Genomic DNA, 22699 nt, shown 5'->3' on the forward strand with positions numbered 1-22699 from the left:
TTTGCGGTTCAGTGGGAAGCGTTGATGGCGTGGACGAGTTGGTCGAGCACCTGGGCCCAGCCGGTGCCGATGCCCGCGATGTAGGGGGCGGACTCGACCGTCGAGTCGGTGATCCGGAGGTCGACGCGGAGTTGGGTGCCCTCCGGGGTGGGGGCGAGGTGGATGTCGTAGTGGCCGGTGAAGGAGACGACCCCGGTTTCGTTGAGGACCGAGAGGGTGAACTCCAGGTGCTCCAGCGGTACCGCGGTGCGGACTCGGCCCTCGGATCGGTATCGGCCGTCGGCGTCGCGGTATTCAAGGACCGCCTGTCCGCCCGGTTTTGGCTCCAGGACGCACTCGGAGACCGTCATGGGGGGTGGGGCCCACCAGGAGCCGAGCAGCGCCGGGTCGACCCAGTGCCGCCACACGACGTCCGGGGGTGCGGCCAGTGCTCGCTCGAAGGAGAAGGTGCGGCCGTCGGCCCATCGGTCCTGGTCCGCTGCCACCGTCTCGACCTCGATGGCGGCCCGGTAGCGCGCGATGACGTCCAGTTCGCCCTGGTGTGCCTCGGCGATCTCGACCAGCGCCCGCACGCGGCTCGCGAAGTCGGCCAGCGGGCCGGGCTCGATGGCGTAGACCCGCCGTTGCCCCAGCGGGTGGACCGCGACCAGGCCGACGCGCGCCAGGGTCTGCAGGTGTTTCGTGGTTTGCGGCTGCCGCAACCCGGTCAGCTCGGCCAACTCGCCGACCGACCGTGGTCGCGTGGCCAGCAGCTCCACGATCTGCCAGCGTGCGGCGTCCCCGAGTGCCGAGGCGATGTCCTCCATGACTAGAAGCATTCCTCATAGTGAATATTCGTGTCAAGGAATACTTCTGGTGATCGACGGGTGACGCTGGGGCCGGGGAGGCTGAGGGCGGGGGCCTTGCGGACGTGGGGTCGACCTCGAGGGTCATCGCGGCCCGGTAGCGGCTGATGCGGGTGCCGAAAGCTGTCCGGCCATTGGCGCGCCGGGAGGAAGCATCGGCGATAGGCGGGGGTTTCCGGGAACGCGTGGACTTCCCTGCGGCCGTAGTGTCGCTCGGGTGTGGCGTAGTGCGCGTCGTTCGTCAGGAGGGTGACGATGTCGCCGCGTTTTCAGGCGGCTGCGTATTTTGTGGTCGTTTGGTGTGTTTTGGCGTCAAGGAAGGAAGGGGGTGGGCCGAGCATGCGGTTGCGGTGCGCGCGCAGCTCGGCCCGCGGTGGGCCGGTGGCCTCCTCGAACGCGCCGTTCAGGAGGCCGAGCCCAGGATGTTGACCATCCACTGGATGCCGAACCGGTCGGTGACCTGGCCGAACTCGTCGCCCCACATCTGCTTCTCCAGCGGCACCGTGATCTGGCCGCCGTCGCTGAGCTTCGCCCAGTAGCCGAGCAGCTTGTCGCGCTCGTCGCCGCTGAGGCTGATGGTGATGTTGGTGCCCGGCTGGTGGGTCATGCCCGGCGCCAGGTCGGAACCCATCAGCGTGAAGCCGTCCTCGGCCTCCAGCATGCCGTGCATGATGTTGTCGGCGATGCTCTCGTCGCCGCCGAACGCGCCGAAGGTGTTGAGCGCCAGTTCGCCGCCGAACACGCCCTGGTAGCACTCCAGCGCCTCGCGCGCGTTGCCGGAGAAGTTGATGTAGGGGTTGAGCCGCTTCGCCATCGTGATCCACTCCTGGGGGACGGTCTGTGTGACGGCGGCATCGTCGCAGATCAGGCGGGGGGCGACAACGTGAGCCGGGTGCGCAGGCGGTCCACCACGGACGGTGCCAGACCCACCGGTCCGAGCACGTAGTCCGCGACCGAGCCGTGCTCGGCCAGCAGGTCCGCGAGGAACAAGCGCATGGTCTCCGCGGGCGCGTGGCCGTACCAGTGCCACGCGGGCGGGCGACCTTCGTTCTCCGCTCGCCAGTCGGCCACCAGCCGTTCGGTCGCCAGCCCGGTCAGCGCGAAGTCGGCGACGACGTCGGACTCCGACACCCCGACCAGCGCCAGCACCAGCGCCGCCAGCACCCCCGTGCGGTCCTTGCCCGACGCGCAGTGGAACACCGCGGTCCCCGGCTCGGCCAGCGCGGTCAGCGCGGCCCGCAGTTCCACCACCCCGTCCTCGGCGTACTCCAGGTAGCGGTCCGCCAGGTACCGGCCGGGGTCGACCGCGGAGTCGAGACCGGTCTGGTCGAACGCGCGGTGCTCGATCGGCAGGTGGTGGTACACCAGACCGGGCAGCGCGGGCACCCGCCCGCGCGCGGCGATCTCGTAGTCGTGCCGCAGGTCGATCACCGTCCGCACGTCGAGTTCCCGGAATCGGTCCAGGTCGGTCCCGGCGAGCTTGCCGAGCGAGTCCGAGCGGTACAGCAGACCCCAGCGGACCGCGCCGCCGTCCGCGGTCGGGTAACCGCCGAGGTCGCGGAAGTTGTGCAGGCGGTCGAAGTCGAGGTGTCTACGCACGGTGCCCGACCCTAGCCGCGCGCCGCCCTGGTACGCCGCCGGATATTTCGGGTGAATTGCCAGGCTCCTCGCCTTTGTATTAACTCTGTTCTCAAGATAACGGTTTTCCTGTTGGGGCAAATGCCCGCTTGGGTCGGTTTCCCGTTTTCCGACCTAGTTCGATGACCGTCTGACGCAACGGTCTTGACATCGGCTTTGGTCTAGTCCAATTTTGGGTAGCACCACCGCGACCGGGGTTGTCCGCCCGGTTGTGACCCCTTTCCCTGCACTGGAGCGCACGATGCGGCTGTCCAGAAAACTGTTTTCCCTACTAACCATGGTCGCCACCGCCGCCACCGTCACCGGCGTCGTGGTCGGCACCTCGGCCGACGCCGCGCAGTCCGCGGCCAAGCCGTTGCCCGCCCGGGTGTTCGCGCCCTACTTCGAGGCCTGGACCGGGGAGAACCCGGCCACGCTCTCGGCCGCGTCCGGCGCGAAGCACCTGACCATGGCCTTCCTGCAGACCGCCAGCCCGGGTTCCTGCACGGCGCTGTGGAACGGCGACACCAGCATGCCGATCGGCCAGGCCACCTTCGGCGCGGCGATCAAGACCATCCAGAACAACGGCGGTGACGTCATCCCGTCGTTCGGCGGCTACACCGCCGACACCACCGGCACCGAGATCGCCGACAGCTGCACCGACGTCAACAAGATCTCGGGCGAGTGGCAGCGGCTGATCACCACCTACGACATCAGCCGGATCGACCTCGACATCGAGGCCGACTCGATCGAGAACACCGCCGGTGTCGACCGCCGCAACAAGGCCATCAAGATCACCAAGGACTGGGCGAAGGCCAACGGCCGCCAGATCCAGTTCTCCTACACGCTGCCCACGACCGTTCAGGGTCTGGCCGACAGCGGTCGGAACCTGCTGCGCAACGCGGTGACCAACGGCGCTGAGATCGACGTCGTCAACATCATGACGTTCGACTACTACGACAACGCCGGCACCCACAACATGGCCAACGACACCAAGACCGCGGGCCAGGCCCTGGTCACCTACCTCGGCCAGCTGTACCCGAGCAAGACCCAGGCGCAGCTGTGGCAGATGGTCGGCATCACCGAGATGATCGGCGTCGACGACTTCGGCCCGGCCGAGACCTTCACCACCGCCGACGCGAACACCGTCCTCGCGTGGGCCAAGGAGAAGAACATCAACACCCTGTCGTTCTGGGCCCTCCAGCGCGACAACGGCAACTGCCCCGGCGGTGCCGCCCGCGACGACTGCTCCGGCATCGCGCAGGACCTGTACTACTTCAGCAAGACCTTCTCGCAGTACACCAGCGGCACGCAGAACCCGACCGACGACTTCTCCCTCGGCGTGAACCCCGCGTCGGTGTCGATCGACCCGGGCAAGTCCGGTACCGCCACGATCACCACCGCGGTCACCGCGGGCAACGCGCAGACCGTCTCGCTGTCGGCCGGTTCGGCCCAGGGCGGCGTCACCCCGACCGTCACCCCCGGTAGCGTCACCGCGGGCGGCTCGGCCACCGTCACCTTCGCCGCCGCGGCCAACGCGACCCCGGGCACCTACACCTTCACCGTGACCGGCTCCGCCGCCTCCGGCAGCAAGTCCGCCACCGTCTCGGTCAAGGTCAACGGCACCCAGCCGGGCAACGACTTCTCGCTCGCGGTCAACCCGGCCGAGGTCACCGTCGCCACCGGCAGCACCGCCACCACCCAGCTGACCACCGCGGTCACCGGCGGCAACGCGCAGACCATCGCGCTGAGCCTGACCAAGCCGCAGAGCGGTGTCTCCGCCACCATCAACCCGACCAGCGTCACCGCGGGCAACTCGGCCACCATCACCGTGACCGCCGCGGGCAACGCCACCCCGGGCAAGTACACCTTCTCGGTCGGCGGCTCGGCGCCCTCGGGCAAGCACAGCACCTCGTTCACCGTGACCGTGCAGGGCGGCACCCCGGGTGGTTCCGTGGCCAACGGTGACTTCGAGTCCGGCGTGCTGGCCCCGTGGACCGCGGTCGACGGCACCACCGTCGTCACCTCGCCCACCCACGGCGGCGGCCACGCCCTCTCCGTCGGTGCGAGCAACTCGAGCACCGGTGAGGCCAGCCAGCAGGTCACCCTGGAGCCGAACAAGTCGTACACGCTGCGCGCCTGGCTGCGCGGCAACTACGCCTACCTCGGCGTCCGCGGCGGCGCCAGCGCCACCACCTGGACCGTCGCCAGCGACTGGCAGGAGGTGACGCTGCCCTTCACCACCGGCGCCAACGGCACCGTGACGATCTACACCCACGGCTGGTACGGCCAGGGCGCCGTCTACGCCGACGACTTCAGCATCTCGTCGTCGGTCAAGGCAGTGCAGAAGCTCGCCACCACCAAGCACGGCATCAAGTAAGCACCACCCGAACGGACAAGGTGGCGGGCGCCTGCAGGCGTCCGCCACCTTGGCTTCGCGGCCTGGGGTTGCCGCCGGCCCCCGGAATCCAGGCTACCGGCGGGGACCGACGGTACCGCCGGGTAGCGATCAAGCCTGTGGACAGCTCGCGATCTTGGTTTGCTCAGACCCTGGGCAGGAACCGGGTGATCGAGGCCATGTCCAACGGGTCCACCGACTCCGGGGCGTCCTCAAGCGACTCGTCGAGACCCCGGCGCAGGGCCGACTCGTCCAGTTCGGATCCGATCACCACCAACTCGTTGCGCCGCTTGGCCTCCGGTGCCGCCGCGAGCCACACCGCCTTGCCGACCGTCTGCACCAGGTACGGCTCCTCGAAGCCCGGCACCCCGAAGTGCGCGAAACCCTTCATCCGGTAGACACCCGCGGGCCGCTCCGCCAGGAACCGGGCGAAGCGCAACGGGTTCATCGGGCGCGGGTCGGCGAACTCGACGCTCGAGTAGCCCGCGTGCACGTGCTCCTCGTGCGGCAGCAGGTCGTCCAGCGTCAACTGGCGCACCTCCGGCTCCACCCGGGCCACGCGGTCGAACAGCAGACCCGGGTCCACCCGCCCGTACTCGGTCGGCACCACCGGGACGCCGCCCGCCAGGTCCCGCACCAGCTCCAGCACGCCATCCGCCGCGCGGTCGACCTTGTTCAGCAGCACCAGGTCCGCCTGCTTGATGTGCCGGTCCAGCTGCGGGTGCCGCTCCCGGGTCGCCGGGAACTCCGCCGCGTCGACCACCTCGACCAGCCCGCCGTAGCGGATGTGCGGGTTCTCGCTCGCCAGCACCAGCCGCACCATCGCGGGTGGCTCGGCGAGCCCGCTGGCCTCCACCACGATCACGTCCACCGGCCCGTCCGGGCGCGCTATGCGGTCGAGCATCGCGTCCAGGTCGGCCGCGTCGACCGCGCAGCACAGGCAGCCGTTGCCGAGGGTCACCATGGAGTCGACCTGCGCGGCCACGGTCATCGCGTCGATGTTGACCTTGCCGAAGTCGTTGACCACGACACCGATGCGCAGACCGCCCGCGGTGCGCAGGAGGTGGTTGAGGAGGGTTGTCTTGCCGGAGCCGAGGAAGCCCGCGACCACTACGACCGGGATGTGCACGCGCCGAGGGTAGTGAACCCGGATGATCTCCGCTGGGCCGCTACGGGGGGTGGCCCCCGCCGGACGTCCCGACCCGGCGGGGGCCATCACCCCCAGTTCCCCCGCTGACCGATCCCCCAATCGACCTGACGACAACGCTAGGCACCCGGCCCCCGGCGGTCATCACGCCGGGGGATGAGGTCCGCGTCCGACCTTCGGGGGAGCCCGCCGGGGCGGTCAGTCCACTTTGGTCGACACCTGGTCGAAGTAGGTGGCCACCACCGTCGTGTGCAGCGGAAACGCCAGGGTGGTCGGTTCGCGCACCAGCTCCCAGCCGGTGGTCTCGTCGGTCGGGGTGGACGGCGGCAGCGCCGACCCGGCCACCGCGGGGGCCAAGCCGAACACGAGCAGCGTGCCGTCTGGGGCGCTCAACGCGTCGAACAGCCGGACGGCGGCCGGGTCGACCTCGATGCCCGCCTCCTCGCGCAGCTCCCGCGCGGCCGCGGCCTGCCAGGACTCACCCAGATCGATGAAGCCGCCGGGCAGGGCGAGCGCACCGCGCCGGGGCTCGACGTCGCGGCGGACGACCAGCAGCCCGTCGTCGACCGGCAGCAGCAGGACGGCGACCGGCACGGGGTTGAGGTAGGAGGTCTGCCCGCACCCGGCGCACCGGCGCGGCCACGGCAGGTCGGTGGGGTACGCGGTGCCGCAGTACGCGCAGTGGGAGTTCTTCGTCATGCGGTGATGATCTACCAGTTGTGGACTGTCTCCACCGTTGTGGGCTGCTTGAGGGTGCGGGTGACCGTGCACAGCGCCTCCACCGCCCGGGTGACGACGTCGAGCAGCTCCGCCCGCGCGGCGTCGTCCAACCCGGACGCGTCCAGTTCGACGTCGAGGCGCACGCCGTCGAGCTGGTGGGCGCCGTCGGGGCGCACGTCGGTGGCGTCCACGGCCAGGCCACCGCCCGTGCGCCGCAGCACCAGCTGCTCGGCGGTCACCCCGACGCAGGTCGCGGCGGCGGCCAGCAGCAACTCGACCGGGCTGAACACCCCGTCCTGCCCGGCCCGCCCCACCTCGACGCTCGCACCCCGGTCGTTGGTGGCGGTGAACACGTGCGCACCGGTGCGCCGCGTGCGAACGGTGGTCATGTCGAACCCCTCTCCGCCGCCGGTCGCGGCGCGCCGGTGGGGGAGATCGGGGCTCCCTCCACATGCGCCGAGGTTATCCACAGCCCCGAGCCGACCCCGGCCACCCGCCTGCCGCCGCGCTTGGGCTTGGCATCAGGGGTTCCCCCTGGGCGGGGACCCCTCGCGCCTGGACCTGGCCAGGTGGAGCCCCGGCTCGGAGGTGCGCCGCGTCGGGTCAGGCGTCGAGCAGCTCGCGCAGGGCGCGGACCCGGGTCGAGTCGACCGGGCTGTCCCAGCTGTCCCGGACCAGGCCGCCCGCGTGGATCGCGGTGACGCCGATCGAGCGCAGGCCCGGCACGTGCGCGTGCTTGAGCCCGCCACCGGCCAGCAGCCGCACGCCGCACTCGCGCCAGTCGTCGCGGGCGGCGAGGCGGGGGAGGCCGTCCTCCAGCCCGCGCGCGGAACCGGCGGTGAGCACGGTGTCCAGGCCGGGGAGGCCGCGCAGGTCGGCCCAGGCGCGCTCGGTGTCGGCGGCGTGGTCGACCGCGCGGTGGAAGGTCCACGGGCAGCCGTCCAGTGACTCGACCACGACCCGGGTCGCCTCCAGGTCCACGTGCCCGTCCTCGGTGAGGAAGCCGAGGACGAACTCCTCGGCGCCCGCCGCGCGCAGCTCGGCGACCACGGCCAGCAGCCTGGCCAGCTCGTCGGCGTCGGCGGTGAAGCCGTCCGTGCCGCGCACCATGATGCGCAGCGGGATGTCCACGGCGGCCCGCATCTCGGCCACCAGCTCCGGCCTCGGGGTCAGCCCGTCCCGGTCCATCTCGGCGACGACCTCGATCCGGTCGGCGCCGCCGTCCTGCGCGGCCACCGCGTCGGCGACGGTCAGGGCGATGATCTCCAGCAAACCGCTCTGCGGCGGCGAAACGGTCACGGCGCCCATCATCCGGCCCCCACCGGTCGCCGCGACGCCCAGGGTCGAAAAATCCCACCACGTGGTTGGCTTTCCGCGCACCCGGACCACGACCCCCTACCGGGAAAGGTGGTCCAGACCACATAATACATAGCCATAGCGCCCACGATCCTCCTGTGCGACACCGGTTCCAGCCCATCGGCATGGGCAAGGAATGGTGTACCACGAATGATCTCGAATAGTGGTCCAGACCACATATCTGTTAGCGTTCGTGAACTGAACAGCGCTGCTTTTCGGGTGTTATCCACATGGGCCGGACGGTCCACGGTCGAGTGGTGTTTATCCCGGCTCGGACGGCGCGGGCCGACCGGTCGCTCACGGAGCGTGTGGTGTACATAGCAGTTCGTGCTTGACCGCGAAAGGGGCGGCACGGGTGTCACCCGGTCTGGTGACATTGGTCCGCTATTCCCGCGTCCGGGGAGTACGAAGGGCGCGTGACACCGGACGAGATGGACCGGATCGCCGCCGCGTGGGCGCCGGTCGAGGAACGCGACACCGCGCTCGAGTGGCTGGTCGAGCCGATGCGCGCCTTCGTCCACGAGATCGGCGAGCCGCCCCGCCTGGGCGAGTACCTGGACATCGTCGCCTGGTCGATGCCGGGCATCGAGGAGTTGGAGTTCCTGCCGACCCCGGTGCCGCTGCGCGCGACCCTGGTTGGCGGTGTCGACTACGGCTACCGGTGCGCCGAGCGCGTGCGGGGCCGCGTCGCCGAACTGGGTGACGTCGCGTTCGCCGAGACGACCGAGTGGCTGACCGCCATGATCCGCGGCCTGCACCCGCACAGCGACGGCGTGCTCCCCGTCGACATCGTGGCGAAAGGCCTGCTCAACGCGCTCCAGGCCGGGGAGGTGGCGTTCGCCGACGTCGAGGCCAAGGACGTGGCCGCGCTGTCGGTCGACCTGCCGGTCCGCGTCCCCCGCCCTCGTCCGGGTGACGTGCTGGCGATCCCGGGTGAAGCGGGTCACCACCTGGCCGTAGTCCTGGCCACGGGGCTCGGGGATGTGGTCCTCGGCCTGCTAGCGGGCGCCCATCCGACCCCGGAACTCGGCGACCCCACCACTCAGCGTCCTCGCCGCGTCCCCGTCCGGGTGATCCACGACGCCATCGCCGAGGGGCGCTGGCCGACGGTCGCGCACGAGGAGTCACTGCTCGCGCTGTTCCCCGACCCCGTGGCCGACTACGTCCCGGCCCGGCTGCCCTCGGGCCAGCGCCACGGGGAGTGGGGCGCCCGCGTCGGCCGGGACCAACTCCCGGTGCTCATCGGGGAAGCGGAGGCCGAGGCCATCGGGCTGCTGGACGGCACCCACCAGGACTGCTACCTCGACAAGCATTTCGTGGAATTGCTCAACAAGGGCCGCTTCGACCGCGGCCCGCTCCCCGGCCAGTTCACCTGACCGTCCGCTATGGACCGAATACCCCACCCGATGGGCTGGCCGGGTGGGGCCGGTCGACCCCACCCGGCGCTCGTCAGTGTCCCAAGTGGAGTTTCGCGATCCGGCCCTTGGTGCCGGAGGCCCAGCAGGCGCCGTCGGCGGCGCAGTCGACCGTGTCGAAGCTGCCCGTGTCGAACTGGCGCCAGTGCCTGCCGCTGTCGAGGGTGTAGTCGCTGCCCGACGGGCCGACGGCGATGGCGGCGCCCGGCAGGAACGGGTGCCAGGTGACCCCGGAGCGGTAGCCGGTCGGGGCGGTGCTCGGCTTCTGCCACGTCTTCCCGCCGTCGCGGGTGGTGGCGAGGGCGTCGACGGCGGTGTCGGGTTTGCCGTAGTCGCCGCCGACGGCGATGCCCGTGCGGCGGTCGCGGAACGCGGTGGCGAACACGCCCGCGCTGGCGCCGCTGGCCAGCACGGTGTCGCTGACGGTCCAGCTCCGGCCGCGGTCGGACGAGTGGAACACCCGCGCCTTCGCGCCGCCGCCGGTCGCGATCCACGCGTCGCGCGGGCCGGACGTGGTCACGCACTGCCCGCTGGCGGCGAAGGCGAACTCGCCCTCGAGCGCGGCGGGAACCCGGTCGGACGGGTTCGGCCGCCACGACCGGCCGCCGTCCGAAGTGGACAGGATGCGGAACTTGCCGTCGACCGGGTCGCTGAGCGCGAGGCCGTGGTCGCGGTCGAAGAAGGCCAGGCAGTCGTAGAACGCCGTCGGCTCCGCGTTGCGGAACGCCTCGGTCCAGGTGGTTCCGCCATCACCGGTGCGGAAGATGCGCGACTGGTCGCCGGGGCCGATGCTCAGCACCACGGCGGTGCGCGAGTCGAACGCCTCGACGTCGCGCAGCTCCAGCTTCTCGGTCCCGGGCGGCGTCGACCGCTGCCACTCGCGCCCGCCGTTGGTGGTGCGCAGCACGGTGCCGCCCGTCCCGCTGGCCCACGCCACCCGGTCGCTGACGGCGGACAGGCCGCGGAACTGGGCCTCGGTGCCGGTGGTGGACAGCCGCCAGCTCACGGTCGGCGGGTGCCCGGTGGCGGACGCGGCGCCGGGTAAGGCGGCCGAGCCCACCACGACGAGCGCGGCGATGATCAGGGATCGCTTCATGATCCGGACACTAGTGCCTGATGACCGCGGTGTGACCCAGCCGACGGAAGCCCATCCGGGCGATGGGTGTTGCACCGGGTGTGGACGTGGTCGTGATCGGTGCCGGGCAGGCGGGGTTGTCCGCGGCGTACTTCCTGCGGCGGGCCGGGTTGGAGTTCGTCGTGCTCGACGCCAACCCCGGCCCCGGCGGTGCGTGGCGGCACCGCTGGCCGTCGCTGCGCCTGGGGCGGGTGCACGGTATTCACGACCTGCCCGGTCTCGCGCTGCCGAGCGCCGACCCGACCAGGCCCGCGTCGGAGGTGGTGGCGGACTACTTCGCCGACTACGAGCGCGAGTTCGACATCCCGGTACTACGACCCGTCGCGGTTCGTGCCGTACGGGAGGCTGGTGCGGACCTCGTAGTGGAAGCCGATGGCGCGGTCTGGACCACCCGAGCCGTGGTTAACGCCACCGGCACCTGGGACAAGCCGTTCTGGCCGCACTACCCCGGCCGGTTCGACGGCAGGCAGCTGCACACCGCCGGCTACCGCGGCCCGGAGGAGTTCGAGGGCAAGCGCGTGGTCGTGGTCGGCGGCGGGACATCCGCCGTGCAGGCGCTGATCGAGATCGCGGAGGTCGCCGCCGAGACGACCTGGGTGACCCGGCGCCCACCGGTGTGGCACGAGGGACCGTTCACGTCGGAGCACGGTCGCGCGGCCGTGGCCAGGGTCGACGAGGCGGTGCGGGCGGGGAAGGTACCCGCCAGCGTCGTGAGCGTCACCGGCCTTGGCCTGACCCCGGAGGTCCTGGCCGCCCAACGCCAAGGCACCCTCACCCGCCACCCGATGTTCGAGCGACTGGTGCCCGGAGGGGTGGCGTGGGCCGACGGCCGGGTGGTCGAGGCGGACACGATCCTGTGGGCCACCGGCTTCCGCCACGCCCTGGACCACCTGGCCCCCTTGGCGCTGCGCACCCACGGCGGCGGCATCGTCATGGACGGCACCCGAGTCGTCGCCGACCCCCGCGTCCACCTCGTCGGCTACGGCCCGTCCGCCAGCACGATCGGCGCCACCCGAGCAGGCCGCGCGGCCGCGACGGAACTACGCACCCTCCTGCACCCCACGCCCGCCCACGTTGGATCTTGAAACGGCCGGTTGTCCCCATCCGCCGGGGTCATCCACAGGAGTTCGCGACCTCTTCCGCGCGACCCCGGCCCCGATAGACTGGAGCAGGGCTGTCCCCCCAGAGGAGGGCGGGGGCTGTGCGGGGTGTGGGTGTCGCTTGATCAATATGTGGTTTGTGGCTGGAACCCGTCGATGTGGGGCATAGGTTGGATTCGTGGCGGCACAGGTTCACGGCGCTGCGAATGCCCGCGACCTGGTGGTGTCGGTGAGGATGCCCGGACGAACTTGGGCTGCTGGTGGGCTTCGGGGACGTGGTTGTGCGTTGGTCGGAGCGCGTGATCAGCAGGTGTCGTTGTGTGCTTCGAGTGCGGTTCGTGGCCGGGATTGCCTTACCCAAGCGAGAATGGGCCCGCCGTACGCGTAGAGACGGTGTTCCTGGCTCAGCCGGTGAAGGGGTCCAGTTCGGGGCGCTTGGGCTGGCGGCCGTCGCCGGAGGAGCGGCCGGTGAGGCGGCGGGCGATCCACGGGCCCGCGTGTGTGCGTGCCCACTGCAGGTCGGCCTTCGCGCGGTCTCGCCAGTCCTGCGGCTGGTGGGGCAGTGCGGCGTCCCACTCGAAAGACGGCGCCACGCGCAGTGCGCGCAGGGTGGCTTCGGCGACTCGGCGGTGGCCTTCGGTGTTGAGGTGGATGCGGTCCTCCGCCCACAGCGCGGGCGAGTCGAACACCGGCGACGAGAACAGGTCGACGACCACCGCGTCGTGCTCTTCGGCCAGTCGGTCCACTACGGCCAGCAGGTGGTTGATCCGCGGCATGATCCGGGTACTCCCGCGCATCCGCCGCGAAGGGTCGGCGACGCGGAACAGCACCACCTGCTTCGCCGACGCGGCCAGGGTGCGGACCGCGTAGGAGACCCGGGCCGTCACGGCGTTCAAGTCGCAGCCGGGGCGCATTACGTCGTTCAGGCCGCCCGCGAACGTCACCAGGTCGGGGCGCATGGCGGCGGCCGGGTCGACCTGCTCGTCGACGATCTGGCGGACCAGCTTGCCCCGCACCGCGAGGTTGGCGTACCGGAAACCCGGTGTGTCGGCGGCGAGCCGGGCGGCGACCAGGTCGGCCCAGCCGCGGCAGGTGCCGTCGGGCCGGTAGTCCGACATGCCCTCGGTGAACGAGTCGCCGACCGCGACCAGGCTGCTGTAGTGGCTCATCTCGTGGCCGATCCTAGCCGGCAACTTTAGTTGCGGCCTGGGCCACCCGAAAGGTGCCGATGTGCGGGTCCGGCCGCCGCGGGTCGGTAGCGTGCTGGTCGTGCGGGATCCACTGTGGCGGACCTGGCGGGAAGCCGTCCTCTACCTGTTACCGATCGCCTTCGTCGTCCCGGCGTGGGTGTTGGCCGTGATCTGGGACGACGCGCCCGCGGGTCCGATCCGCTACGTCGACGGCCTGCTGACGCTGCTGATGGTGGCCGGGCTGGTGGTGCGCAAGTGGTACCCGGTGGTGCTGATGGCGGTCACCATCGGCACCACGGTGCTGTACCTGCTGCTCAGCTACTTCGCGACCGGCATGTGGCAGCCGCACTTCTCCGCCACCGACCCGTGGATACCGATCACCGCGCCGATCTACGCCTACACCGTGGTCGTCTACGCGGGCGCGCTGCTGGGGCCCGCGCTGGTGTCGGTGCTGCTGGTGCTGGTGCTGCGGCCGTGGCACACGTCGGTCGAGCTGGTGCTGGGCACCGTGCTGCTGCTGGTCCTGCCCGCGCTGATCGGGCTGTACGTCCGCGCCCACCGGCGGATGGTGCAGGCGTTGACCGACCGCGCGGAGCGGGCCGAGCGCGAGCAGCACCTGCTGGCCGAGCAGGCCAGGGCGGACGAGCGTGTGCGGCTGGCGGAGGAGATGCACGACGTCGTCACGCACCGGGTGAGCCTGATGGTGCTGCACGCCGGTGCCCTCGCCATGACCGGACCGGACGACCACACGCGCACCGCGGCGGAGGGGCTGCGGTCGGCGGGGTGCGAGGCGCTGAACGAGCTGCGCGAGCTGGTGGGGGTGCTGCGCAACGACTCGGGGGAGCGGCAGCCCCGGGAAGCGTCCGACGAACCCGCCGAGGTGCCCGACCTGACGACGCTGGTGGCCGAGTCGGAGTCGGTGGGGGTGCCGGTGGAGCTGGTGCAGGAGGGGAACCCGGCGCTGACGTCGACGGCGGTCGGGCGCACGGCGTACCGGGTGGTGCAGGAGTCGTTGACCAACATCCGCAAGCACGCGCCGGGGGCGCCGACGCGGGTGCACGTGCGGTACGGCGGCGACCGCGTCCGGCTGACGATCCGCAACTCGTCCGCGACGGGGACTGTCGACAGTGGTCTGTCGAGCACGGGGTCCGGGGCGGGGTTGGCGGGGCTGCGACAGCGGGTCGAGCTGGTCGGGGGGACCCTGCACGCGGGGCCGCGGCCGGGTGGTGGGTTCGAAGTGGACGCTGTGCTGCCCGCGTACGTCCCCGCGTCCGGGGGCGCGTAGATGGCGGAGCGGGTTATCCGGGTCGTGGTTGTGGATGACGAGCCGATGGTGTGCGCGCACCTGCGCACGATTTTGAGTTCCGCTGTGGACATCGACGTGGTGGACCTGGCGCAGGACGGGGCGGCGGCGGTTGAGGCGGTCATGCGGCACAGACCGCACGTGGTGTTGATGGACCTGCGGATGCCCGGTGTGGACGGGCTTACCGCGATCGAGCGCATCACGCGGCTGCCTGCCCCGCCCGCGGTGGTGGCGTTGACGACGTTCGACGCGGACCAGTACGTGATCCGGGCGTTGCGGGCGGGGGCGGCCGGTTTCCTGGTGAAAACGACACCGCCGGAGGACCTGATCGGCCTGGTGCGGGTGGCCGCCGACGGCCACACCGTGCTGTCACCCGCCGCGACCCGCCGGCTGGTGGCGGCGCAGGCCGGGGAACAGGCAGCCCGCGAACGCGCCCTGCGGCGGGTGCGGGAGCTGACCGAACGGGAGACCGAGGTGCTGTCCGCCCTGGGGGAGGGCCTGTCCAACGCCCAGATCGCCACCCGCCTCTCGCTGAGCGAGGCCACGGTCAAGAGCTACGTCTCCCGCATGCTCGTCAAACTCGACTGCGCCAACCGCACCCAAGCCGGCCTCCTCGCCTACGACGCGGGCCTGGCCACCCGCTGACCCGCGTCGGGTTGCGTTCTGCCGCTTCGGGTTGTTGGCCCGTTGTCCACATCCGATGGGCTGTCCACAGACACGCGCCGCTCGCTTTCGTCTCCACGCGGCCGTGAATAGCCTTGAAAGTAGGGTGGTGGTCCCGTTGGTCCCGCGTTGCCGGGGAGAGTGCAGGTCGCAGAAACAGACGGGCATGCCGGTCGCTGTGGTGAACGTGGCGTGGTCGGTCATCTCGCCGCCCTGATCCCAGGTCGACGATTTCCGGAGGAACTCCGGTGCGGTCTTCGTTTGTTCGCCAACAACATCGCGACCCGGTCGGCGAGTGCCTGGTCTGGTCACATGAGCCGCCCGGATACCCGGCCGTTGTCCGAGACCCACCTCGCGGCGACCAGGTGGGTCAGCGGTTCGGGGTGCGGACCAGGACGGTGGAGTCCGGGGTCGTGAAGCCGAACTGGTGGTAGAGGGTGTGGGCGTCGCTGGTGTGCAGCATCCAGCGGAACCCGCTGCCCGGGCCCTCGTCGATCATGGTGCGGACCAGGGCTTTGCCCAGGCCGTTGCCGCGGTCCGCGGACAGGACGAAGACGTCGGCCAGGTAGGCCAGGGCGACGCCGTCCGAAACGGCTCGGGCGAAGCCGACCTGGGCGCCGGTTTCCCGGTTGTACGCGCCCACCACCCGCCACGCGGAGGCCAGTTGGGCCTCCAGGTCCGCGCGGGTTCGGGTGCGGCCCCAGTACGCCTCGGTGGACAGGTAGGCCCAGACCGCGTCCACATCGATCCGGTCGGGGTCGTCGTCGAGGTCGTAGGTGGTCATGGGACCAACCTATCCGGCGGCGTAGCGGGCGGGGGAGGTGCCGATCGTGGCGGTGAACTCACGGGTGAAGTGGGCCTGGTCGCTGTAGCCGAGTTCGGCGGCGAGGGCCGCCCAGTCGACCGGGCCGCCCGCGTCGGCGCGGGCGGCGGCCTCGTGCAGGCGGTGGCGGCGGATGACCCACTTCGGGCCCACGCCGACGTAGTCGTTGAACAGCCGTTGCAGGGCGCGCACCGTCAGGCCCGAGGTGCGGGCCAGGTGGTCGACCCGGGTCAGGGACAGGTCGGACTGGATGCGGCCGACCAGCTCCCGCACCCGCTCGACCGCCGGGTCGGGGGCGGGCAGCCGCGGCAGCAGCAGGGCCTCGACCTCGGCGACCAAGCCCGCGTCGTCGGCGGCGTCCAGGACGGCTTTCTCCGCGCCTTCGAACCCGAACAGCTCACCGGCCGCCAGCGTGCGGTCGGTCAGGTCGGCGACCCGGCCGCCCAGCCACGGCCGGAACCCGCCCGGGTGGAACCGCACGCCGATCGCCCGTTCCCGGCCCACCAGCCGCCGCTCGAACAGGCCGAGGTGGACGCCGTGCACCAGCGCGCCGTCGGGCTCGAACACGAGGTGCACGTTGGGGTGCGGCACGACCCGCTGCGCGAAGGGCTCGTCGAGGTCCCAGGAGACGATCCAGTGGTACTCCACGAACCCGGCCAGCGCGGCCGACGGCGCGGCGGTGCGCAGGCGGAACTTCGTCCGCCCCTCCCGCTCGTGCAGCACACCCCTGGGCACGCCCCACGGTAACCGACGCGTTTGTTCAATACGCGGGGTCGGGAGGTCGGTACGTTCGCCCGTCATGGACAGCCCCATGAGCCGCGCCACCGAGAGCGTGGTGGCCCTGGCACGCACCGTGACCCCGGAACAGTTCGACCGCTCGACACCGTGTCCCGAGTGGACAGTCAAGGACCTGATCAACCACCTCACGCTGTGGAGTGGCGTCGTCGCGGTGCGCACCGCCAACCGCCTCCCGGCACCCGGGGACGGCAGCGAGGACGAGGCGGTCGACCGCTCCGCCACCTGGCCCGACGGGTTCATCGACGGCGCCCGCGCCGCCGCCCGCGCCTGGGACGCCCCCGGCGGCCTCGACGGCGAGACCGCGATGATGGGCGACCCGCGCCCGGCCCGCTTCTTCCACGACATGCTCCTGGCCGAGCTCGTCCTGCACGGCTGGGACCTCGCCACCGCCACCGGCCACGAGTTCACCGTCGACGACGACGTCGCCGAACTCGCCCGCGCGAGCACCGCCGCCATGGCCGAACAGGGCCGCGAGTGGGGCGTGTTCGGCGCCGAGGTGGCGGTCCCGGAGGACGCGCCGGTCCTGCACCGCGCCCTCGCGATCAGCGGCCGCGACCCGCGCTAGCCGTTTCGGCCGGGCCGAGGTGGTGGCACGCTCCAGCCATGGACTGTGACGTGGTCGTGGTCGGCGGCGGGATCGCCGGGGTGTCGGTGGCGGCGGAACTGGCTGGTGAGCGGTCGGTTCTGCTGGTGGAGGGGGAGTCCGAGCTGGCCCGGCACACCACCGGCCGGTCGGCCGCGGTGTACCTGCCCAGCTTCGGCGGTCCGGTCGTGCACAACCTGACGTTGGCCAGCAGACCACTGTTCGGCGACGTGCTGCGGGCGCGATCCCTGCTCTGGCTCGACACCGGCGGCGGTGGCCTCGACGAGGTCGTGGCGACGGGCGAGGCCGTGGAGATCACCGTCGCCGAGGCGCTGGAGCTGAGCCCGGTGCTGCGCCCCGACCGCCTCGCCGGGGTGGCCCTGGACGCGGGCACCATGGACATCGACGTCATGGCCCTGCACCAGCGCTACGTGCGACGGCTGCGGGAACGCGGTGCGATCCGGGTCGGCGCGCCGGTGACCGCGATCCGGCGCGACGGCGGCGGTTGGCGGATCGGCCTGGGGACCGACGAGGTGCGCGCGGGCTACGTGGTCAACGCGGCGGGCGCGTGGGCGGACCGCGTCGCGCGGCTCGCCGGGGTGCCGGAGGTGGGCCTGCGCCCGATGCGCCGGACCATCGCGATCGCCAAGGGGCGCCCGGTCGATCCCCGGTGGCCGCTGGTGGGCGATGTCGCCGACACGTTCTACTGCCGCCCGGAGGGTGACGCCATGCTCGTCTCCCCGGCCGACGAGACCCCTGCCGAGCCCGGTGACGCCAAACCCGACGAGCTGGACATCGCCCTGGCGTTGGAACGGGTCAACCACTACACCACGCTGGAGCTCCGCACGGTGCGCACGGCGTGGGCGGGCCTGCGCACCTTCGCGGCGGACCGCGAGCCGGTGGTGGGGGAGGTGCCCGGGCACCCCGGGTTCGCCTACTTCGCGGGCCAGGGCGGCTACGGCATCCAGATGGCCCCGGCCCTGGCGATCCTCGCCGCCCGCCAGATCCTCGGCGAGCCGACCGACGTCCCGGCGGAGGCCGTGTCACCTGGGCGGTTCGTGCGGGGGTGAGGGGAAGCGGAGGACCTGCGGATGGGCGGCCGGGAGGCGCGCGGCCCGGCTGTGGGCGAGAAAGCAAAAGCGCCCCGACGGGGTCCTGGCAAGCGGCGAAGGGGCCCTGCAAGGGGGAGGGGCTGCGGACTGATTGCTGGTGGGTTAACGAGCGAGGGGCGCCGGTGGGATGGGGTAGGGGGGCGGCCAGGAGGAGAGGGGGCAAGCGGCGAAGGGCTGCGCCAAGGGGGTAAGCGCCGAGGGGGTCATCGGGAGACCGGAAGTGGTGGCTGACGAGCGGAGGGGTGCGGCCCGGCGGTGGGCGGGAAAGTAAGCGGCCTCAGCGGGGTGCTGGCAAGTGGAGAAGGTGGTGTGCCCAGGGCGCTAGCGCCGGGGCCCCTCCAGGCAGGGCTGCGGACCGGTTGCCTGCGGGGCGCGCGAGAGGGAGCGGCCAGGCTGCGGCCAGGGGTGGCCGGGCTGCGGCAGAGCGAGGGGAACAGGGAAAGGGCACTGCCAGGCTCCTTGCCGGAGGGAAGCGGGCCTCAGCAGGGTGGCGGCGAATGGGTAGTGGCCGGGGGCAAGTGAAAAGGGCTCACCAGGGAAGGCGCGGGTGGGCCGCGCAAGGGCGGAGAGCAGGGGCCTTGGGCAGTTTGACGGCGGGACGGAGAGCGGGCGGCGCCAGTGGGTGAGGGGGAAGGCAGTCAGACTGCCTGCGGGGAGAGGGAAAGCACCCCGGGGCACCCGGTGGGTGGTTGCGGCAGGAGAGGCGCTTCACCAGGGCAAGGAAGCGGTCGGTGACGCCACAGCTGCGGGCGGCGGATCCGGTGTGCAGGGGGGAGCGCTTCGAGGGTCGGCATGGGCGCCCGCAGGTGGAGAGGTGAGAAGGGGTTGTCTCCGTGCGGCAGCGGGGAGGGCTGCCGACAGGGTGGAGGACCGCAGAGGAACTGCCCGCGGAGAGGGACGGCCCCATGGGGGCGGGGATCGCCGGGTGGGCCGGAAGAGGTGCGGAAACGAAGGGCTGCGGGCAGGAGCTGAGAGCCGAGGACACGAGACAGGTGGGCGGGGGTGGGGTGACGGACTGGCTGGCGCTCGGTATGGGCGGTGGGGTTAGGGCGGGAGCGGGAGACCCTGGTCGCCGCGGTCGGGTACGCGGTGGACCGGGGCTTCCACCAGCAGTGCTGGCGCCTCGCCCAGTCGTTGCAGAGCTACCTGGACAGCGTCGGCAGGCACGAGCGGACCCGGGTGGTGCTGCTGTGGGTCGTTGCGGTGGGCGTGTTTCTGTTTCTGGGCAAAGCGAAAGGGCCGCCGACTCGAGTCGGCGGCCCTTTCGGTGGACTTGGGTCAGCGGCGGGTGCCGTTGTTGTCCGCGGTGGTGTCGTTGCCGGTCAGGGTGGACACGGTGTCGTTGACCAGGTCGGTCACCGGGCTGGTGACGGTGTTCAGGTCCGTGGCGGCCGAGGTGTCGGCGGCGTCCGCGACGGTGGTCTCGGTGTTGGTGGCGGCCGGGGTGGTGCTGGTGTTGGTGGCCGCGGGGGTGGTGCTGGTGGCGGTGGTGTCAGTGGCCGCGGGGGTGGTGGCGGCGCTGTTGGTGGTGGTCGCGTGGTGACCGCGCAGGTCGATGTCGAGGTCGACGTCGGCGTTGAGGTTCAGCAGGTCACCGTCGAGCAGACCGCCGTGGCCGCCGAGGCCGAGCAGACCGTCGTGGCCGCCCAGGCCGAGCAGGCCGTGGTGGCCACCCAGGTCGAGGACGTCGTCACCGAGCAGGTCGTCCAGGGCGTCGTCGACGTTGTCGAGGGCGTCGTCCAGGTCGAGGTCCAGCAGGTCGTTCAGCAGGCCGTCGTCGCACCAGTCGTCGAGGATGATCCACAGCGCGTGGTCGATCGGGATGTCCAGGTCCTCGGCGAGGTCGCCCGCGAGGTCGACGACGGCTTCCAGCTCGGCCGGGTTGTCGGCGTCCGCGAGGTCGTCGATCAGGTCCTCGTCGAGGCCTGCCACGTTGATGCCCGCGTCCTGCAGGATGTTGATGACCACCACCGGGTGCACGTCCGCGGCGGTCGACGTCTCGGCGGAGGCGGTCTGGGCGGAGAAGCCGAGCGCGACGGCGGTCGCGGTGGCCATGAAACCGAGACGGAGAAGGGCTTTGCGCATTGCGGGAAGCTCCTAGCGAACTGGCCGGGTTGGACAGTGAAAGGCTTGCAGAACGATCAGTTGGTGGCGAGTCCACAAGAGAGTGGTCACGTTCGTGATCGTCGAAATCCCTCGGATGGCCCTGGCGCTGGGGGTCTTCTCGTTAGTGGGTCGGGTTTCGGTTCCGGTGGGAGGAATCGCCGACCCGCCCCGCCCACCTTCGGGTGACGCTCGACCGTGGCCCGCGTGATCACGGCCGGTGCCGGGCCGTCGAACCTGCCCGGCACCGGCCGCCGATCACGGGGTCGGCTCGGTGCCGACGAGGTCGAGCAGCGGGCTGGCGACGTCGACGTCGCCCTCCTGGACGTTGATCACGTTGACGGTGATCGCCGGGAGCAGCGCCGGGGTGTCCGCGGTGGAGCCGACGCCCTCGGCGGAGGCGGCCGTGGCGTTGATCGCACTGAAGCCGAACGCGGCCGCGGCGATGCCGAACGCGGCGCCGACGCGGGAAAGGTTGGTGCGCATGGGGAATCCGATCCTCACTACCAGGGTGCCTGACGTGTTTCAGGCGCCAGGCAGCCTGGCAGACCGCACCGCGCCGTGCGATCCACAGTGGAGTGATCCACCTGAATGTGTCAGACGACCGTGCCGATGGCGCGTCCGGCCTGGCGCCCGGAGAAGATGCAGCCGCCGAGGAAAGTCCCTTCCAGGGAACGGTATCCGTGCACACCGCCGCCGCCGAAGCCCGCCGCCTCGCCCGCCGCGTACAGGCCCGGCACCACCTCGCCGCCCGCGCGCAGCACCCGCCCGGACAGGTCGGTTTCCAGTCCGCCCAACGTCTTGCGGCTCAGGACGTTGAGCCGCACCGCGATCAGCGGCCCCGCCTTGGGATCCAGCAGCCGGTGCGGCGCGGCCACCCGGACCACCCGGTCGCCCAGGTACTTGCGCGCCCCGCGCACCGCCGTGAGCTGCAAGTCCTTGCCGTACGAGTTGTCCACCTGCTGGTCGCGCGCCACGACCTCGCGCCGGATGTCCGCGGCGGACAGCAGGTCCTCGCCGGTCGCCCGGTTCATCCCGGCCACCAACTCGTCCAGGTCTGTCGAGATGACGAAGTCCTCGCCGTGCTCCATGAACGCCTTCACCGGACCCGTCGCCCCCGGCAGCGCCCGCTTCAGCGTGAGCCGGATGTCCTTGCCGGTGAAGTCCGGGTTCTGCTCGGACCCGGACAGCGCGAACTCCCGCTCGATGATCTTCGCGGTGAGGATGAACCACGAGTGGTCGTACCCGGTCTCGCGCAGGTGCGCGAGCGTGGTCAAGGTGTCGAAGCCCGGGTACAGCGGGTCCGGCAGCCGCCGCCCGCGCGCGTCGAGCCACAGCGACGACGGGCCGGGCAGGATCCGGATGCCGTGGTTGGGCCAGATCGGGTGCCAGTCGGTGATGCCCTCGACGTAGTGCCACATCCGGTCGCGGTTGATCAGGTTCGCGCCCGCGGCCTCGCTGATCGCCAGCATCCGCCCGTCCACGTGCGCGGGTACGCCGGTCAGCATCTTCGCGGGTGGGGTGCCCAGCCGCGACGGCCAGTTCGCCCGAACCAACTCGTGGTCGCCGCCGATCCCGCCCGACGACACCAGCACCGCCTGCGCGGAGAGCTCGAATTCCCCTACTACGACACGGGAACTGCTCACCCCGCGCTCGACGTCGCTGGCCTCCAGCACGCTGCCGCGCACCCCGGTGACCGCGCCGCCGGTCGTCACCAGCTCGTCCACGCGGTGCCGGAAACGCAGCTCCACCAAGCCTTTGTCGACCGCGTCGCGCACCCGCCGCGCGAACGGCTCCAGCACGCCCGGCCCGGTCCCCCAGGTGATGTGGAAGCGCGGCACCGAGTTGCCCGCGCGCTCCGCCCACCCGACGACGGGGAAGAAGCGCACCCCCTGCGCGTGCAGCCACGACCGCTTCTCGCCCGCCGCGAACTCCACGTACGCGCGCGCCCACCGCCGGGGCCAGTGGTCCTCCTCGCGGTCGAACCCGGCGAACTGCTGCCAGTCGGCCCAGGCCAGCTCCAGCGAGTCGCGCACCCGCAGCCTGCGCTGCTCGGGGGAGTCGACCAGGAACAGCCCGCCGAGCGACCAGAACGCCTGCCCGCCCAGCGACGCCTCGGGCTCCTGGTCCACGACGACGACCCGCTTGCCCCGGTCGGCGAGTTCGGCCGCGGCGACCAGTCCGGCCAGCCCGGCACCCACCACGATCACGTCAGCGGTCACGCGCCCACCCCTCACCTCCGCCGGGTCCACCAGGCGGTTTCCCGGGTGAACCATGACTTCCGGCCAGGGTACCGCCGGTCGGGCACCCGGTCCGGGCGATCTTCGATCCGGGTCGCGGGCACACCGAAGACACGGAGCGCGTTCGCCGCATCGCGGAGAGTATTGGCAA

21 protein-coding genes are annotated in these 22699 nt (G+C 71.5%); 7 read left to right on the forward strand and 14 right to left on the reverse strand.

The features are described from left to right. Window positions 1–8: 8 nt before the first annotated feature. From V5P93_RS07685 to V5P93_RS07695, 3 genes are all read right to left on the reverse strand, one after another. The gene (locus V5P93_RS07685) at window positions 9–806 is read right to left on the reverse strand and encodes a metalloregulator ArsR/SmtB family transcription factor (protein ID WP_104478668.1); all 798 of its coding nucleotides are present in this window, start codon (window positions 804–806) and stop codon (window positions 9–11) included. A gap of 442 nt (window positions 807–1248) precedes the next feature. After that, window positions 1249–1659 (reverse strand): VOC family protein, encoded by a 411-nt coding sequence (locus tag V5P93_RS07690; RefSeq protein ID WP_104478669.1) that lies wholly within the window; start codon window positions 1657–1659, stop codon window positions 1249–1251. Window positions 1660–1709: 50 nt separating this feature from the next. Beyond that, window positions 1710–2444: a tyrosine-protein phosphatase gene (locus tag V5P93_RS07695; RefSeq protein ID WP_104478670.1), complete on the reverse strand. Its 735-nt coding sequence runs from the start codon at window positions 2442–2444 to the stop codon at window positions 1710–1712. A gap of 316 nt (window positions 2445–2760) precedes the next feature. Here V5P93_RS07695 and V5P93_RS07700 point away from each other — a divergent pair, with 316 nt between their 5' ends. Continuing rightward, window positions 2761–4842, forward strand: coding sequence for a glycosyl hydrolase family 18 protein (locus V5P93_RS07700; protein ID WP_245931201.1), 2082 nt, complete (start codon window positions 2761–2763; stop codon window positions 4840–4842). A gap of 163 nt (window positions 4843–5005) precedes the next feature. Here V5P93_RS07700 and V5P93_RS07705 read toward each other — a convergent pair whose 3' ends face one another. From V5P93_RS07705 to V5P93_RS07720, 4 genes are all read right to left on the reverse strand, one after another. Then, window positions 5006–5989 carry a GTP-binding protein gene (locus tag V5P93_RS07705; RefSeq protein WP_245931202.1) on the reverse strand — a complete coding sequence of 328 codons (984 nt, stop codon included), beginning with the start codon at window positions 5987–5989 and terminating at the stop codon, window positions 5006–5008. A gap of 216 nt (window positions 5990–6205) precedes the next feature. Beyond that, window positions 6206–6706 carry an NUDIX domain-containing protein gene (locus tag V5P93_RS07710; RefSeq protein WP_104478673.1) on the reverse strand — a complete coding sequence of 167 codons (501 nt, stop codon included), beginning with the start codon at window positions 6704–6706 and terminating at the stop codon, window positions 6206–6208. Between the two features lie 11 nt (window positions 6707–6717). Next, window positions 6718–7116: an OsmC family protein gene (locus V5P93_RS07715; protein WP_104478674.1), complete on the reverse strand. Its 399-nt coding sequence runs from the start codon at window positions 7114–7116 to the stop codon at window positions 6718–6720. 214 nt (window positions 7117–7330) lie between these two features. Next, complete coding sequence (locus tag V5P93_RS07720; RefSeq protein WP_245931203.1) at window positions 7331–8026, reverse strand: copper homeostasis protein CutC; 696 nt, start codon at window positions 8024–8026, stop codon at window positions 7331–7333. A gap of 473 nt (window positions 8027–8499) precedes the next feature. Between V5P93_RS07720 and V5P93_RS07725 the strand changes: the two genes are divergently transcribed. Beyond that, window positions 8500–9459: a hypothetical protein gene (locus V5P93_RS07725; protein WP_104478675.1), complete on the forward strand. Its 960-nt coding sequence runs from the start codon at window positions 8500–8502 to the stop codon at window positions 9457–9459. Between the two features lie 73 nt (window positions 9460–9532). Here the strand turns inward: V5P93_RS07725 and V5P93_RS07730 are convergent, their stop codons facing one another. After that, window positions 9533–10594 (reverse strand): oxidoreductase, encoded by a 1062-nt coding sequence (locus V5P93_RS07730; protein WP_104478676.1) that lies wholly within the window; start codon window positions 10592–10594, stop codon window positions 9533–9535. 62 nt (window positions 10595–10656) lie between these two features. Here V5P93_RS07730 and V5P93_RS07735 point away from each other — a divergent pair, with 62 nt between their 5' ends. Beyond that, window positions 10657–11718, forward strand: coding sequence for an FAD-dependent oxidoreductase (locus tag V5P93_RS07735; RefSeq protein ID WP_104478677.1), 1062 nt, complete (start codon window positions 10657–10659; stop codon window positions 11716–11718). A 419-nt stretch (window positions 11719–12137) separates the two neighbouring features. On the opposite strand, the gene V5P93_RS07740 is transcribed toward V5P93_RS07735, so the two are convergent. Further along, window positions 12138–12902: an SGNH/GDSL hydrolase family protein gene (locus V5P93_RS07740; protein WP_104478678.1), complete on the reverse strand. Its 765-nt coding sequence runs from the start codon at window positions 12900–12902 to the stop codon at window positions 12138–12140. Between the two features lie 100 nt (window positions 12903–13002). On the opposite strand from V5P93_RS07740, the gene V5P93_RS07745 reads away from it, so the two are divergent. Beyond that, a complete protein-coding gene (locus tag V5P93_RS07745) occupies window positions 13003–14208 on the forward strand; it encodes a sensor histidine kinase (RefSeq protein ID WP_104478776.1) in 1206 nt (401 codons plus the stop codon). Further along, window positions 14209–14871, forward strand: a complete 663-nt coding sequence (locus V5P93_RS07750; RefSeq protein WP_104478679.1) for a response regulator transcription factor — start codon at window positions 14209–14211, stop codon at window positions 14869–14871. A gap of 388 nt (window positions 14872–15259) precedes the next feature. Here the strand turns inward: V5P93_RS07750 and V5P93_RS07755 are convergent, their stop codons facing one another. Next, window positions 15260–15673, reverse strand: a complete 414-nt coding sequence (locus V5P93_RS07755) for a GNAT family N-acetyltransferase (protein ID WP_104478680.1) — start codon at window positions 15671–15673, stop codon at window positions 15260–15262. A gap of 9 nt (window positions 15674–15682) precedes the next feature. After that, entirely contained in the window at window positions 15683–16447 is a 765-nt protein-coding gene (locus V5P93_RS07760) for an AraC family transcriptional regulator (RefSeq protein ID WP_245931204.1), read from the reverse strand. Between the two features lie 64 nt (window positions 16448–16511). On the opposite strand from V5P93_RS07760, the gene V5P93_RS07765 reads away from it, so the two are divergent. Both V5P93_RS07765 and V5P93_RS07770 read left to right on the forward strand, forming a co-directional pair. After that, entirely contained in the window at window positions 16512–17075 is a 564-nt protein-coding gene (locus V5P93_RS07765) for a TIGR03086 family metal-binding protein (RefSeq protein ID WP_104478681.1), read from the forward strand. Between the two features lie 38 nt (window positions 17076–17113). Next, on the forward strand, window positions 17114–18163 hold the full coding sequence (locus V5P93_RS07770; protein ID WP_104478682.1) for an FAD-binding oxidoreductase: 1050 nt from the start codon (window positions 17114–17116) through the stop codon (window positions 18161–18163). A gap of 1320 nt (window positions 18164–19483) precedes the next feature. Here the strand turns inward: V5P93_RS07770 and V5P93_RS07775 are convergent. From V5P93_RS07775 to V5P93_RS07785, 3 genes are all read right to left on the reverse strand, one after another. After that, window positions 19484–20290 (reverse strand): hypothetical protein, encoded by an 807-nt coding sequence (locus V5P93_RS07775; RefSeq protein ID WP_146107986.1) that lies wholly within the window; start codon window positions 20288–20290, stop codon window positions 19484–19486. A gap of 276 nt (window positions 20291–20566) precedes the next feature. Beyond that, a complete protein-coding gene (locus V5P93_RS07780; protein ID WP_104478683.1) occupies window positions 20567–20794 on the reverse strand; it encodes a hypothetical protein in 228 nt (75 codons plus the stop codon). A 110-nt stretch (window positions 20795–20904) separates the two neighbouring features. Beyond that, window positions 20905–22530: an FAD-binding dehydrogenase gene (locus V5P93_RS07785; protein WP_219823942.1), complete on the reverse strand. Its 1626-nt coding sequence runs from the start codon at window positions 22528–22530 to the stop codon at window positions 20905–20907. Window positions 22531–22699: the final 169 nt, after the last annotated feature.

Origin of the sequence: Actinokineospora auranticolor (genome assembly GCF_041897805.1) — a bacterium.
GTDB lineage: Bacteria > Actinomycetota > Actinomycetes > Mycobacteriales > Pseudonocardiaceae > Actinokineospora > Actinokineospora auranticolor.

Excerpts from the sequence above, each read along its gene's own strand:
- V5P93_RS07715 (WP_104478674.1), bottom strand. The coding sequence starts at position 7,116 with ATGACCACCGTTCGCACGCGGCGCACCGGTGCGCACGTGTTCACCGCC.
- V5P93_RS07740 (WP_104478678.1), bottom strand. The coding sequence starts at position 12,902 with ATGAGCCACTACAGCAGCCTGGTCGCGGTCGGCGACTCGTTCACCGAG.
- V5P93_RS07690 (WP_104478669.1), bottom strand. The coding sequence starts at position 1,659 with ATGGCGAAGCGGCTCAACCCCTACATCAACTTCTCCGGCAACGCGCGC.
- V5P93_RS07765 (WP_104478681.1), top strand. The coding sequence starts at position 16,512 with ATGGACAGCCCCATGAGCCGCGCCACCGAGAGCGTGGTGGCCCTGGCA.
- V5P93_RS07730 (WP_104478676.1), bottom strand. The coding sequence starts at position 10,594 with ATGAAGCGATCCCTGATCATCGCCGCGCTCGTCGTGGTGGGCTCGGCC.
- V5P93_RS07735 (WP_104478677.1), top strand. The coding sequence starts at position 10,657 with ATGGGTGTTGCACCGGGTGTGGACGTGGTCGTGATCGGTGCCGGGCAG.
- V5P93_RS07700 (WP_245931201.1), top strand. The coding sequence starts at position 2,761 with ATGGTCGCCACCGCCGCCACCGTCACCGGCGTCGTGGTCGGCACCTCG.
- V5P93_RS07775 (WP_146107986.1), bottom strand. The coding sequence starts at position 20,290 with ATGCGCAAAGCCCTTCTCCGTCTCGGTTTCATGGCCACCGCGACCGCC.
- V5P93_RS07685 (WP_104478668.1), bottom strand. The coding sequence starts at position 806 with ATGGAGGACATCGCCTCGGCACTCGGGGACGCCGCACGCTGGCAGATC.
- V5P93_RS07755 (WP_104478680.1), bottom strand. The coding sequence starts at position 15,673 with ATGACCACCTACGACCTCGACGACGACCCCGACCGGATCGATGTGGAC.
- V5P93_RS07710 (WP_104478673.1), bottom strand. The coding sequence starts at position 6,706 with ATGACGAAGAACTCCCACTGCGCGTACTGCGGCACCGCGTACCCCACC.
- V5P93_RS07780 (WP_104478683.1), bottom strand. The coding sequence starts at position 20,794 with ATGCGCACCAACCTTTCCCGCGTCGGCGCCGCGTTCGGCATCGCCGCG.
- V5P93_RS07750 (WP_104478679.1), top strand. The coding sequence starts at position 14,209 with ATGGCGGAGCGGGTTATCCGGGTCGTGGTTGTGGATGACGAGCCGATG.
- V5P93_RS07770 (WP_104478682.1), top strand. The coding sequence starts at position 17,114 with ATGGACTGTGACGTGGTCGTGGTCGGCGGCGGGATCGCCGGGGTGTCG.